Here is a 12,586-nt window from a genome sequence, read left to right as displayed (position 1 = left end):
GCTACGCCGAGTGGCGCCCCGGAGCCTCGTCCCGCGGCGCACCGGCCTTGATACGACACCCGGGTGTCGAGGGCTGCGACGCACGGCCACTGAATGCGCCGGCGGCCGCGGAAAACGGGGTGCGACCGCGCGGTGGATCACCCGGATATCGCACTACAGTCGCGCTCGGAATTGTCAATCACTCGATGGTGGTCCGCAGCTGGAAATGCCGCTCCGGCGACGGATAGCTTTTCTCCCGTCAGCCGCACCGTCCGTGGGGCTGGAGACATTCGACGGGGACCCCGAATTCCCGCCGATGACCACGAACGAAACTGGAGCACTGGATGCTGAAGAAGGCGGGAATCGTCGTCCTGGGCGCGACGGCGGGCATGCTCTCCCTCGCCCCGCTGGCGAGCGCCGGCGAGGCGGGCCACCACCACGACGAGGACCGTTCCCACTCGTCGTCCTCCGACTGCGGCGCCTCGGCGGTGCAGGGCGGGCAGGCCAACACGGGCAACCAGCTCGTCGGCGTCAACAACACCAACGTCCAGGCCCCGATCAACCAGCTCGGTGTGCTCAGCTCGCTCGACAGCGACTGCGACGACGACGAGGGCCGCCACCACGGCGGTCGTCACCACCACAAGGGTGGCGACGACCACGACCACGACCACGACCGCGACCGCGACCGCGACCGCGACGACGACGGCGGCGGCGCCCGGGCGGTCCAGCGCGGCCAGCTCAACACCGGCGACCAGCTCATCGGCATCAACAACACGAACGTCCAGGTGCCGATCAACCAGCTCGGCATCCTGAGCAACATCGACGGCTGAGTCCACATCGCCCCGCGACCCGTGTCCGCGCCCATCGGGGGATGGCGCGGCCGCGGGTGGGCCACGGGTGACGAACGGCCCCGGGAGCAATCGCTCCCGGGGCCGTTCTCGCGTGCCTACTGACCGAGCCGGCGATTTCGCCGGGAATAGTCGCGCAGCGCGCGCAGGAAATCGATGTGGCGGAACTGCGGCCACAGCGCCTCGGTGAAGTAGAACTCCGAATAGACGGACTGCCACATGAGGAACCCCGAGAGACGCTGCTCGCCGGAGGTGCGGATCACGAGGTCCGGGTCGGGCTGGCCCGAGGTGTAGAGGTGCTCGGCGATGTGGTCGACGTCGAGGACCTCCGCGAGCTCCTCGATCGACGTCCCCGCCTCGGCGTGGCGCAGCAGCAGCTTGCGCACGGCGTCGGCGATCTCCTGACGCCCGCCGTAGCCGATCGCGACGTTGACCTGCATGCCGTCGCGCCCCGCGGTGCTGCACGCGGCCGCCTCGACCCGCTCGGCGATGGCCGTCGGCAGGGCGTCCGGGTTGCCCACGACGCGCAGCCGCCACCGCCGGTCCGGGGCCGCGAGCCCCTCGACCGCCGAGGCGATGATCTCGAGGAGCGCGTCGAGCTCGGCGGCGGGCCGGTCGAGGTTGTCGGTCGAGAGCAGGAACAGCGTGACGACCTCGACGCCGGCCTCCTGGCTCCAGTCGAGCAGGTCGACGATCTTCTCCGCGCCGGCGCGGTGTCCCGCGCTCGGGTCGGCCAGCCCCGCCTCGCGCGCCCAACGGCGGTTGCCGTCGAGGATGACCCCGATGTGACGGGGCGGCGCGCTCGTCGCACCCCGCCGGCGGAGCCGGCGTTCGTAGAGCGAGTAGGCGACCCTGCGCAGATCGTCCCGGAGTGTCACGGGCCACCACGCTAGCCGGTGGCCGTGACGGCGCGGACCCCCGTGACGGGGCGGTGACGGCCCCGCGAACGTCACCGCCGGACGCGGTCACGCACAGGAACCGCACCTACCCTGGGGCCGTGACCGTCATCGACCCCACCGCCGAGCCGACGCCGGTCAAACCGCGGATGCGGGGCTGGCTGCACCTCTGGTCCTTCGTCGTCGCCGTGGCGGCCGGCATCGTGCTGGTCTCCCTCGCCGGCGCCACCGTCTCCGCGGAGGCCGCGGCCGCCGTCGCCGTCTACTCGGTGACCGTCTGCGGCGTCTTCGGCATCAGCGCCCTCTACCACCGCCGGACGTGGGTGACGCCGCGCGGCCGGGCGCTGATGAAGCGCCTCGACCACGCGATGATCTTCATCTTCATCGCCGGCACCTACACACCGTTCGCGGTGCTCGCGCTGCCCGAGCGCACGGGCCTGATCGTGCTCGCCATCGTGTGGGCGGGCGCGCTCGGGGGCGTCGTGCTCAAGGTGGCGTGGCCCCACGCGCCGCGGTGGGTCGGGGTGCCGATCTACCTGGCCCTGGGGTGGGTCGCGGTGTTCGTCATCCCCGACCTGCTCCACCGCGGGGGCGTCGCGGCCCTCGTGCTGCTGGTGGTCGGCGGCGTGTTCTACAGCCTCGGCGCCGTCTTCTACGCCTGGCGCCGCCCGGTGGGGTGGCCGCGGACCTTCGGGTACCACGAGTTCTTCCACGCCGCGACGGTGGTGGCCGCGGCCTGCCACCACGTCGCCATCTGGCTGGTGCTCTACGCCGGCTGAGGGTCCCGCCGAGTGTCCCGACCGAGTGTCCCGACCGGCCCCGCCCCGACGCAGCGAGGGACGCCCCCGCTGCGTCGTGCGCAGCAGGGGCGTCCCTCGTCCCGTCAGCCCTGCGGGGGGATCGGGTCGCCACCGCCCTCGTCGCCGGGGTCGGGGGCACCGGCAGTGCCCTCCTGGCTGCCCTCCTGGCTGCCCTCCTGGCCGGCGGTCCCGTCGTCGTCGAGCACCGGGCCCTTGGCGCGCAGCTCGTCGACCGCGCTCATCGCACCGCGCAGGTCCTCGAGCCAGGTGCCGGCGTGCTCGCCGACGAGGGCGACGGCCCACGCCAGCGCGTCCGAGCGCGAGCGGGCCACGCCGGCGTCGACCAGCGTGTCGAGCACCAGGCGCTCCTGCTGGCGCAGCCGCGTCATCACCGGCACCGACAGCGTCGTGAACAGCTCCTCGACCTCACCGATCCGTGCGCCCCAGGCGACCTTGCGCCCGTAGCGGTGCTCGGCCTGCCGGGCGACCTCCATGCGCTCGGTCCGGGTCTCCTCGCGGAACCGCTCGATGCGCCCGCGCGCCGCGGCGCTGTGGGCCGCCTCGTCGGCGCCCTCGTCGAGGCTCGGGGCCGGCAGCTCGCCGACCACGAGGATCTCCTCCCGGTCGACCGTCACCGACGGCGCGCCGACGAACCACCCGTCCGGCAGCCGCCCGGTGAGCCAGCCGGTGAGGTCGTCGGTGCCGGGCAGGTCCGTCGGCACCCGACCGCTGCCCCGGCGCCCCGGACCACCACGACCCGGCCGACCCCGGTGTCCGCGTCCCACCATCATCGCGCTCTCCCTCCGCGCTCCTGCAACGCTTACAGGATTACACAGCAACGGTGAACGCGGTGTTCGCCCGCGGCGAAGGCGTCGGCCGGCGCCGACGGGGGTGATCGACGGGGAGTTCGGACGCCTAGAAGCAGCGAACACCACGTTCGCTGCGCAAGGCCCGCGCGCTCAGCGAGCGAGGGCCGCCGCGAGGTCGTCGACGGCGGTGCGGGGGCGGTCGCACACGAAGCCCCGGCACACGTAGGCCGCGGGCGCGCCGTCGACCAGGGGCCGGTCGGCGAGCAGCGGCACGCCGTCGGCGTCGGGCTCGCCCGCGACGACCACCGAGCCCCCGGGGGCGTGGCGCCGGGCCGTGTCGGCGAGGCGGTCCCGCCCGGCGCGGCCGTCGGGGTCGTCGGCCGCCACCACGGCGACCTGCAGCGGCCCGTGCGCCGCGGCCTCGGCGACGGCGAGCCAGTGGCCCGCGAACCGCGCGTGCCGGGCGAGCAGGCCCCCGACCTCGGTGATCGCGGCGTCAGCGAGCTCCCGGTAGCGCCCGGACGCCGCGGGCTCCACGAGCAGCGACGCCGTGAGCAGCGCGCCCGCCACCAGCGAGGACCCGCAGGGCGAGGCGCCGTCGGTGACCTCGCGGGGCCGGGTGACCAGTGACTCCGCGTCGTCGGCGGTGTCCCAGAACCGGCCGGTGAACGCGCCGTCGTCGCCGGTCTCGGCGAAGTGGTCGAGCGTGGTCTCGAGCAGCGCGCGGGCCTCGGTGAGCCAGCGCGCCTCGCCGGTGGCCTGGTGCAGCGCGAGCAGGGCCCCGGCCAGCGCGGCGTGGTCCTCGAGCACGGCGGGGGCGTCGCCGACCACGCCGTCGCGCGAGGTGCGCCGCAGCCGGCCGTCGACGAGGTGCACGCGCAGCAGCAGCGCCGCGGCCCGGCGGGCGGCGGCGAGCCACTCGCTGCGCCCCAGCGCCGCCGACGCCTCGACGAGCGCGGTGACCGCGAGCCCGTTCCACGCGGCCACGACCTTGTCGTCGCGCTCGGGCTGCGGGCGCCGGCCGCGGGCGGCGAGCAGGGCCTTGCGCACGGCCTGCCAGCGGCCGGGGTCGTCGGGGTCGGCGCGCAGCTGCAGGGTCGAGCGGCCGTGCTCGAACGTGCCCTCCTCGGTGACCCCCAGCAGCCCCGCGGCCCACGCCCCGTCGTCGGGACCCAGCACCTCGGCGAGCTCGGCCGGGCTCCACACGTAGGTCGTGCCCTCCTCGCCGGCGGCGTCGGCGTCGAGGGCCGAGGCGAAGCCGCCCTCGGGGGTGCGCAGGTCGCGCAGGAGGAACGCGGCGGTCATGTCGGTGACCCGCGCGGCGGCCTCCGACCCGGTCAGCCGGGCGAGGTGGGCGTAGACGCCGAGGAGCTGCGCGTTGTCGTAGAGCATCTTCTCGAAGTGCGGCACGACCCAGTCCGGGTCGACGGAGTACCGCGCGAAGCCGCCCGCGAGCTGGTCGAACACCCCGCCGCGGGCCATGGCCTCGGCGGTGATCTCGGTCATCGCCAGCGCGTCGGAGCTGCCGGTGCGCTCGTGGTGGCGCAGCAGGAACTCGAGCACCGCCGACGGCGGGAACTTCGGCGCGCCGCCGAACCCGCCGCGCGCCTCGTCGAAGTCCTCGGTGAGCGCCGCGACGGCCCCGGCGAGCGTGTCGGCGTCGACGCCCGCGGCCGGCAGCGACCGCGACACCGACGCGAGCCGCCCGGTGATGGCGCGGGCGGCGTCGCGCACCCGCTCCCCCTCCTGGGTCCACGCCCGCACCACGGCCCCGAGCAGCTGGGTGAACGACGGCATCCCGCCGTGCGGGCGCGCCGGGTAGTAGGTGCCGCAGTGGAACGGGTCGCCGTCGGGGGTGAGGAAGCAGGTCATCGGCCAGCCGCCCTGGCCGGTCATGGCCTGGGTGGCCTCCATGTAGACCGCGTCGACGTCCGGGCGCTCCTCGCGGTCGACCTTGATCGGCACGAAGTGCTCGTTGACGAACGCCGCGACCTCCTCGTCGGCGAACGACTCGTGCGCCATGACGTGGCACCAGTGGCAGGCCGCGTAGCCGACCGAGAGCAGGACCGGCACCTCGCGCCGCCGCGCCTCCGCGAACGCCTCGCCCGACCAGGGCTGCCAGTCGATCGGGTTGTCGGCGTGCTGCCGCAGGTAGGGGCTGGTGGAGCCGGCGAGCCGGTTGGCCATGACCGGGAATGGTCGCAGCCGGGTGGGGTCAGGGCGAGCCGGCGGGTGGCGGCCTGTCCGTCCGGTCCGTCCCGCCCTGTCCGTTGCCCTGCGCGGCGGGCGGACGACCCTCCTCGTCCGGCCCTCCGTCCTGCTCCGGACGGTCGGACGGGGCCGTCTCCTCCGGCGGGTCGAACGACGCGGGGACGTTGCGCAGCCGCTTGGTCATCGATCGGATGAGCAGCGCGGTGGCCAGCCCGAGCAGCAGGATGACGACGAGCGCGATCGGCGAGGTCTTGCCGAACTCCTCGCCGCGCTCGCTGCCGGGCGGCGCCCCGGGCGGGGGCGCCGCCATCGGGAGCAGCGTCCACCAGACGGCGAGGCGGGTCATGCGTCGACCCGCTCCCGGATGCCCGCGAACAGGTCGCCGTCCTCGGCCGACTCGGTCTCCATCACCTCACCGACGAGCGAGCGCGCGAGCTCGTACTCCTCGGTGGGCCAGACCCGCTGCTGCATCTCCATCGGCATGGCGAACCAGCGGCCGTTGGGGTCGATCTGGGTGGCGTGGGCGCGCAGGGCGTCGTCACGCACGGGGAAGTACTCGGCGCAGCGCACCCGCGTGGTGACCCGCGCGCCCGGGTCGGGACGCGAGTCGTCCCACCGCTCCAGCCACTCCGCCCACGGCGACTCCATGCCCGCCTCCAGCAGCGCCTCGTGGTAGGCCAGGATGCGCGCCTTCGAGAAGCCGTGCGAGTAGTAGAGCTTCAGCGGCTGCCACGGCTCGCCCGCCTCGGGGAAGCGGTCCGGGTCGCCGCACGCCTCCCACGCCGCGATCGACACCTCGTGGCAGCGGATGTGGTCGGGGTGGGGGTAGCCGCCCGTCTCGTCGTAGGTGACGACGACGTGCGGGCGGAACTCGCGCATGACCCGCACGAGCGCCTCGGTGGGCACCTCGAGGGGCTCGAGCGCGAAGCAGCCCGGCGGCAGCGGGGGCTTCGGGTCGCCCTCGGGCAGGCCCGAGTCGACGAAGCCGAGCCAGCGGTGCGCCACGCCGAGGATCGCGGCGGCCTTGGCCATCTCGGCGTACCGGGTGCCGGGCATGTCGGCGCGGACCTCGGGGGTGTCCATCGCGGGGTTGAGGATGCTGCCGGCCTCGCCGCCGGTGCACGTCACGACCATGACCTCGATGCCGTCCGCGACGTAGCGCGCGCACGTGGCGGCGCCCTTGCTGGACTCGTCGTCGGGGTGGGCGTGCACCGTCATCAGCCGCAGCGGCTGGTCGGAGGGAAGTGCGCTCATCGTCTGTCCGGAGCCGTCCTCGTGCGTCGTCCTGCTGACCAACGGGTTCACCGATCGATTCACCGGGGGGTACAACGCCCCCGCTCCCCTCCATCATCCCGGGCACCCCCGACAGCCCCGGTCGCGGGCCGCGCGGGCCCCGCCGTGCGCCCGCGGTGGGCCCGCGGTGGACCCGCGGTGGACCCGCCGTGGACCCGCCGTGGACCTTGGCCGAGAGGCCCCTGACACGGAAAAGCGCAGGTGGTCAAGGCCCTTCACGCCCAGCCGACCCCTGCGGCGGCACCGTCGAACGGGTTCCACACGGCCCGTCTCGTGTTACCGTGGATCGACACGGCCCGCATGCCGCGGGCCGTGTTTTTCCGTCTGTGGCCCCCGGGCCGCCGGCACCGCACCACCCGGGGCGATGCCAAGGGGCCCGCGAGGAGAGCAGGCCGCCGACCCGCGCAGCGCGGGACCGGACCTCCGAGGAGTTGATCGACGTGACCGAGACGCAGACGCAGGTGACCTGGCTGACCCAGGACGCGCACGACCGGCTGAAGGCCGAGCTCGACGACCTCGTCGCCCAGCGTCCCGTGATCGCGCAGAAGATCAACGCCGCGCGCGAGGAGGGCGACCTCAAGGAGAACGGCGGCTACCACGCCGCCCGCGAGGAGCAGGGCGTCATGGAGGCGCGCATCCGCCACCTCCAGGAGCTGCTGCACACCGCGAAGGTCGGCGAGACGCCCACCGAGAGCGGCGTCGCCGTCCCGGGCACCGTGCTCACCGTCCGCTTCGAGGGCGACGACGACACCGAGACCTTCCTGCTCGGCTCCCGCGAGGAGGGCTCGTCGGGGACCATCGAGGTCTACTCGCCGAACTCCCCGCTCGGCTCCGCCCTCATGGGCGCCAAGGCCGGCGACACCGTGAGCTACGACCTGCCCGACGGCGGGTCGATGGAGGTCACGCTGGTCTCGGCCGAGCCCTACTCGCCCTGATCCGCGGCCGCGACACCTACTCCGCCGCCACCTCGTAGCCCGCCGCCGCGAGGTCGGCCAGGATCGCCGCCCGGTGGTCGTGGCCCCGCGCCTCGAGCGTGAGGGCCACGTCCACGGTGCCCGGCGTCGTGCCCGCCCCGGACAGGCGGCGGTGCACGACGTCCACGACGTTGCCGCCCGCCTGCCCGACGCGACGCAGCACGTCGGCGAGGTAGCCCGGGCGGTCGCTCAGCCGGACCCGCAGGGCCGCGTAGCGTCCGGCGGCCACGAGGCCGCGGCGCACGATGTCCTCGAGCAGCATCGGGTCGACGTTGCCGCCCGAGACGACGGCGACGACGGGCGCGGGCCAGCGTCCCGGGTGCTCGGCGACGGCCGCGACCGCCGCGGCGCCGGCGGGCTCCACGAGCAGCTTGTCGCGCTCGAGGCAGCGCAGGACGCCGCGCGCCAGCGCCTCCTCGGACACGGTGACGACCTCGTCGACCAGGGCCCGGACGTGCGCGAACGTCACCTCGCCAGGTCGGGAGACCGCGATGCCGTCGGCGATCGTCGCGCCCACGACCCCCGTCGGCGCCCCGGCGGCGAGCGACGGCGGCCACGCCGCGAGCGCCGCCGCCTGCGCGCCGACGACCCGCACGCCGGCCGGGACGCACGCCGCGGCGATGCCGGAGAGCAGGCCGCCCCCGCCGGTGCAGACGACGATCGTCGCGACGTCCGGGACCTGCTCGAGGATCTCCAGCCCGACGGTGCCCTGGCCGGCGACGATGTCGGGGTGGTCGAAGGGGTGGATGAGCACCGCCCCGGTCCGCGCCGCGAACGCCTCGGCCGCGGCGAACGTGTCGTCGAGCGAGTCGACGAGCTCGACGTCGGCGCCGTACTCCTGGGTGGCCTCGACCTTGGGCAGCGGCGCGCCGGCCGGCATGAACACGGTCGCGCGCGTGCCGAGCAGCTGCGCGGCGAGCGCGACGCCCTGCGCGTGGTTGCCGGCGCTCGCGGCGACGACGCCGGCGGCCCGCTCGGCGGCGTCGAGGCGCTGGATGCGCCGGTAGGCACCCCGGATCTTGAAGCTGCCGGTGCGCTGCAGGTTCTCGCACTTGAGGAGCACCGGGCCGGCTGGGAGACGGAGCGCAGCGGAGCTCGACCCGTGGTGGGAGACCAGCCCCTCCAGCGCCCGCGACGGCGTCACCGGCGTCTCGCGCACCACGCCGGCCAGCGCCGCGCGCGCGGCCTCGACGTCGGCGGGACGGACGAGCTCCACCCCGCGATCCTGGCAGCTCCCGGCGACCCGTTCCCCCAGGCCCTGCTCTCCGACGAGCGGTCCGTGAGCGGTGGGCGGCGCCGACGGCGCCCATAGCACACCGGGTGTGTGACCGGTCGTCGCGCCCGTCCCGTCACCGGTCGCCCGATGGTGCGCGACGGGTCAGCGCCCCCCGGGCGTCGGTAGCCTCGTGGTGTCGGCGTGAGGCGCCGGCCTCGAGCGCTGGGGGGTGGGGCACCGTGGGCACGGTCCCGACATCCGGCGCGCGCATCACGCGCCTCGCCCGGGCGCTGCCGCTGCTGCTCGCCGCGCTGCTCGCGCTCGGCGCCGTCGGCACCGTCGGGTCGGCGGGCTGCGACGACCCCGCGCGCTACGTCACCACCCCCGACGGCATCTCCCTCGAGGGCGGCTGCCTCTCCCCCGGGAAGATCGACCCGCTGGTCGGACACCCGAGCGACGGCGACCCGGCCGCCCGCCGCGGCTGACGCCCGCGGGCCCGACGAGGGCCATCATCGAGGACGTGACCACGTCCTCGTTCGATCCCCCCACGTTCGACCCGGCGGCCCTGCTCGCCGCGAGCCGCCTCGGTGTCCTCGCCACCATCAAGCGCAGCGGGCTGCCCCAGCTCTCCCCCGTCATGCCCTTCTACGACCCCGCCGCGGGCACGCTGTCGGTGTCGATGACCGAGGGGCGGGCCAAGACCGCCAACCTGCGGCGCGACCCCCGGGCCGCCGTCGAGGTCACCGCGCCCGACGGGTGGGCGTGGGCCACCGCCGAGGGCCCGGTGACGCTGACCGGACCCGGTGACGACCCGCACTCGGCCGAGGTCGAGGCGCTCGTCGCGTACTACCGCACCGCGGCCGGCGAGCACCCCGACTGGGACGAGTACCGCGCGACGATGGTCGCCGACCGCCGCGTGCTGATGGTCATGACCGTCGAGCGGATCTACGGCGACAGCGTCCGGGGCTAGGAGAGGCCGTCGAGGGCCTGGCGCAGGTCGTCGACGAGGTCGTCGGCGTCCTCCAGCCCCACCGAGAGGCGCACGAGGTCGGCGGGCACCTCGAGCAGCGAGCCGGCGGCCGACGCGTGCGTCATGGCGCCGGGGTGCTCGATGAGCGACTCGACCCCGCCCAGCGACTCCGCGAGCGTGAACACGCGGGTCGCGGCGCACAGGTCGCGCGCGGCCTGCTCGCCCCCGGCGACGCGCACCGAGACCATGCCGCCGAAGCGGTGCATCTGCTTCGCGGCCACCTCGTGGCCCGGGTGGTCGGCGCGGCCCGGATAGAGCACCGCGGTGATCGCCGGGTGGGCGGCGAGCACGTCGGCGACCCGCTCGGCGTTGTCGCTGTGGCGCTCCATGCGCACCGCGAGCGTCTTGATCCCGCGCTGGGTGAGGAAGCAGTCGAACGGCGAGGGCACCGCGCCCATGCCGTTCTGCATGCGCCCGAGCGTCGCGTGCAGCTCGTCGTCGTCGGTGACGAGCGCGCCGCCGACCACGTCGGAGTGCCCGCCGAGGTACTTCGTCGTCGAGTGCACGACGACGTGCGCGCCGAGCCCGATCGGCGTCTGCAGGTAGGGCGAGGCGAAGGTGTTGTCGACGACGAGCAGGAGGTCGTGCTCGCGGGCCAGGGTGCCGAGCCCGGCGATGTCGGCGATGCCGAGCAGCGGGTTGGTCGGCGTCTCGCACCAGAGGATTTTCGTGTTCGGCCGGATCGCGGCGCGCACGGCGTCGAGGTCGGCCGTGTCGACCGCTGTGTACTCGACGCCCCAGTCGGCGTAGACCGTCGAGATCAGCCGGTAGGTGCCGCCGTAGGCGTCGAGCGGGATGAGCACGTGGTCGCCGGGGCGCAGGACGCCGCGCAGCAGGGCGTCCTCGGCGGCCATGCCGGACGCGAAGGCGCGGGCGTGCCGGGCGCCCTCGAGGGAGGCGAGCGTCGTCTCCAGCGAGGTCCGGGAGGGGTTGCCGGTGCGCGCGTACTCGTAGCCCGACCGCAGGCCGCCGACGCCGTCCTGGGCGAACGTCGACGTGGCGTGGATCGGCACCACGACCGCGCCCGTCGTCGGGTCGGGCTCCTGGCCGTCGTGCAGGGCGCGGGTGGAGAAACCGTTCACCCCGTCCAGGGTAGGCCGCGCGTTCCTACGCCGGTCCACCGACGTCGTAGCGGCTGCCGGTGGCGAGGAACGCGAGGACGTCGGCGCGGGTGACGATGCCCGCGGGCCGCCCGTCGACCACCACCAGTGCCCCGTCGCCGCCGCGCAGCGCCTCCACCGCCTTGGAGATGGGCTCGTTGCTGCCCAGACTCGGCAGGGGCTTCGACAGGTGGCGCTCGACGGGGTCGGTGAGCGAGGCCTGCTCGTTGAACACCTTGTCGAGCAGGTCGCGGACCGTCACCGCGCCGCGGACCTCGGCCGCCATGACCGGCGGTTCGGCGCGGACGATCGGCATCTGCGAGACCCCGAACTCGCGCATGATCGACACGGCGTCGGCGACGGTCTCGCTGGGGTGCCCGTGCACGAGGTCGGGGATCGACCCGTCCTTGCGGCGCAGCACGTCGCCGACCGTCCACTCGCCGGTGTCGGGCGCGAGGAAGCCGTACGAGGCCATCCACTGGTCGTTGAACACCGTCGACAGGTAGCCGCGACCCCCGTCGGGCAGGAGCACGACGATGACGTCGTCCGGACCCGCGCTCTCCGCGACCTTCGCCGCCGCGCACACCGCCATGCCGCACGAGCCGCCGACGAGCAGCGCCTCCTCCCGGGCCAGGCGGCGGGTCATGAGGAAGGAGTCGCGGTCGGGCACCGCGACGATCTCGTCGGCGATGTCGTGGTCGTAGGTGCTGGGCCAGAAGTCCTCGCCGACGCCCTCGACGAGGTACGGACGCCCGTCGCCGCCGGAGTACACCGAGCCGACCGGGTCGGCGCCGACGACGCGCACCTTCCCGTCGGAGACGTCCTTGAGGTAGTGGCCGGTGCCCGTGATGGTGCCGCCGGTGCCGACGCCGGCGACGAAGTGGGTGATGCGGCCCTCGGTCTGCTCCCAGATCTCGGGGCCGGTGGACGCGACGTGCGAGGCGGGGTTCGCGGGGTTGGCGTACTGGTTGGGCTTCCAGGCGCCCTCGATCTCGCGGGAGAGCCGGTCGGACACCGAGTAGTACGACTCCGGGCTCTCCGGCTCGACGGCCGCGGGACACACGACGACCTCGGCGCCGTAGGCGCGCAGCGCGTCCTGCTTGGCGACGCTGACCTTGTCGGGGCACACGAAGATGCAGTGGTAGCCGCGCTGCTGGGCGATGATCGCCAGGCCGATCCCGGTGTTGCCCGAGGTCGGCTCGACGATGGTGCCGCCCGGCTTGAGCTCGCCGGACGCCTCCGCGGCGTCGATCATCCTCTCGGCGATGCGGTCCTTCACGCTGCCGCCGGGGTTGAGGTACTCGACCTTCGCGAGCACCAACGGCGCGTCCGGGCCCGTCGGCACGACGTGGTTGAGACGGACCAGCGGCGTGTTCCCGATGAGCTCGGCGACGTGCTCGACGTAGCGCATGCCCCCATCCTCCGACGTC

Annotated in this window: 13 protein-coding genes; 5 read left to right on the top strand and 8 right to left on the bottom strand. The window is 74.6% G+C overall.

Going from position 1 to position 12,586, the window contains the following annotated elements; genetic code table 11:
• The first annotated feature begins 323 nt into the window (after window positions 1-323).
• The gene (locus PGB27_RS16445; protein WP_274201451.1) at window positions 324-809 is read left to right on the top strand and encodes a hypothetical protein; all 486 of its coding nucleotides are present in this window, start codon (window positions 324-326) and stop codon (window positions 807-809) included.
• Between the two features lie 116 nt (window positions 810-925).
• Here PGB27_RS16445 and PGB27_RS16440 read toward each other — a convergent pair whose 3' ends face one another.
• On the bottom strand, window positions 926-1,705 hold the full coding sequence (locus PGB27_RS16440) for an isoprenyl transferase (protein ID WP_274201450.1): 780 nt from the start codon (window positions 1,703-1,705) through the stop codon (window positions 926-928).
• Window positions 1,706-1,824: 119 nt separating this feature from the next.
• Between PGB27_RS16440 and trhA the strand changes: the two genes are divergently transcribed.
• Window positions 1,825-2,502 carry a PAQR family membrane homeostasis protein TrhA gene (trhA, locus tag PGB27_RS16435; protein WP_408630079.1) on the top strand — a complete coding sequence of 226 codons (678 nt, stop codon included), beginning with the start codon at window positions 1,825-1,827 and terminating at the stop codon, window positions 2,500-2,502.
• A gap of 104 nt (window positions 2,503-2,606) precedes the next feature.
• Here the strand turns inward: trhA and PGB27_RS16430 are convergent, their stop codons facing one another.
• The 4 genes from PGB27_RS16430 to mca form a co-directional block, all read right to left on the bottom strand.
• A complete protein-coding gene (locus PGB27_RS16430; protein WP_274201496.1) occupies window positions 2,607-3,311 on the bottom strand; it encodes a hypothetical protein in 705 nt (234 codons plus the stop codon).
• A 171-nt stretch (window positions 3,312-3,482) separates the two neighbouring features.
• The gene (locus tag PGB27_RS16425) at window positions 3,483-5,519 is read right to left on the bottom strand and encodes a thioredoxin domain-containing protein (RefSeq protein ID WP_274201449.1); all 2,037 of its coding nucleotides are present in this window, start codon (window positions 5,517-5,519) and stop codon (window positions 3,483-3,485) included.
• A gap of 28 nt (window positions 5,520-5,547) precedes the next feature.
• Window positions 5,548-5,889, bottom strand: coding sequence for a hypothetical protein (locus PGB27_RS16420; protein ID WP_274201448.1), 342 nt, complete (start codon window positions 5,887-5,889; stop codon window positions 5,548-5,550).
• The gene (mca, locus tag PGB27_RS16415; protein ID WP_274201447.1) at window positions 5,886-6,797 is read right to left on the bottom strand and encodes a mycothiol conjugate amidase Mca; all 912 of its coding nucleotides are present in this window, start codon (window positions 6,795-6,797) and stop codon (window positions 5,886-5,888) included. The genes PGB27_RS16420 and mca overlap by 4 nt, the downstream gene beginning before the upstream one ends.
• Before the next feature lie 479 nt (window positions 6,798-7,276).
• Between mca and greA the strand changes: the two genes are divergently transcribed.
• On the top strand, window positions 7,277-7,771 hold the full coding sequence (gene greA, locus PGB27_RS16410) for a transcription elongation factor GreA (RefSeq protein WP_274201446.1): 495 nt from the start codon (window positions 7,277-7,279) through the stop codon (window positions 7,769-7,771).
• A gap of 16 nt (window positions 7,772-7,787) precedes the next feature.
• Here greA and PGB27_RS16405 read toward each other — a convergent pair whose 3' ends face one another.
• A complete protein-coding gene (locus PGB27_RS16405; RefSeq protein WP_274201445.1) occupies window positions 7,788-9,026 on the bottom strand; it encodes a threonine ammonia-lyase in 1,239 nt (412 codons plus the stop codon).
• A 239-nt stretch (window positions 9,027-9,265) separates the two neighbouring features.
• Here PGB27_RS16405 and PGB27_RS16400 point away from each other — a divergent pair, with 239 nt between their 5' ends.
• Window positions 9,266-9,511 (top strand): hypothetical protein, encoded by a 246-nt coding sequence (locus PGB27_RS16400; RefSeq protein WP_274201444.1) that lies wholly within the window; start codon window positions 9,266-9,268, stop codon window positions 9,509-9,511.
• Window positions 9,512-9,546: 35 nt separating this feature from the next.
• On the top strand, window positions 9,547-9,996 hold the full coding sequence (locus tag PGB27_RS16395) for a PPOX class F420-dependent oxidoreductase (protein WP_274201443.1): 450 nt from the start codon (window positions 9,547-9,549) through the stop codon (window positions 9,994-9,996).
• On the opposite strand, the gene PGB27_RS16390 is transcribed toward PGB27_RS16395, so the two are convergent.
• Window positions 9,993-11,138 (bottom strand): cystathionine gamma-synthase, encoded by a 1,146-nt coding sequence (locus tag PGB27_RS16390; RefSeq protein WP_274201442.1) that lies wholly within the window; start codon window positions 11,136-11,138, stop codon window positions 9,993-9,995. The genes PGB27_RS16395 and PGB27_RS16390 overlap by 4 nt on opposite strands.
• Window positions 11,139-11,163: 25 nt before the next feature.
• A complete protein-coding gene (locus tag PGB27_RS16385; RefSeq protein WP_274201441.1) occupies window positions 11,164-12,567 on the bottom strand; it encodes a cystathionine beta-synthase in 1,404 nt (467 codons plus the stop codon).
• Between the last annotated feature and the right edge of the window lie 19 nt (window positions 12,568-12,586).

The sequence above is a fragment of the Actinomycetospora lemnae genome, from assembly GCF_028737315.1.
GTDB classification, from domain to species: domain Bacteria; phylum Actinomycetota; class Actinomycetes; order Mycobacteriales; family Pseudonocardiaceae; genus Actinomycetospora; species Actinomycetospora lemnae.
The sequence above is the reverse complement of the archived record's forward strand: the minus strand, read 5'-3'. Positions and strand labels throughout refer to the sequence as shown.

What these genes read in the sequence shown, in the direction of transcription:
- PGB27_RS16445 (WP_274201451.1), top strand. Translation starts at nt 324, where the DNA reads ATGCTGAAGAAGGCGGGAATCGTCGTCCTGGGCGCGACGGCGGGCATG.
- PGB27_RS16430 (WP_274201496.1), bottom strand. Translation starts at nt 3,311, where the DNA reads ATGGTGGGACGCGGACACCGGGGTCGGCCGGGTCGTGGTGGTCCGGGG.
- PGB27_RS16425 (WP_274201449.1), bottom strand. Translation starts at nt 5,519, where the DNA reads ATGGCCAACCGGCTCGCCGGCTCCACCAGCCCCTACCTGCGGCAGCAC.
- PGB27_RS16420 (WP_274201448.1), bottom strand. Translation starts at nt 5,889, where the DNA reads ATGACCCGCCTCGCCGTCTGGTGGACGCTGCTCCCGATGGCGGCGCCC.
- mca (WP_274201447.1), bottom strand. Translation starts at nt 6,797, where the DNA reads ATGAGCGCACTTCCCTCCGACCAGCCGCTGCGGCTGATGACGGTGCAC.
- PGB27_RS16385 (WP_274201441.1), bottom strand. Translation starts at nt 12,567, where the DNA reads ATGCGCTACGTCGAGCACGTCGCCGAGCTCATCGGGAACACGCCGCTG.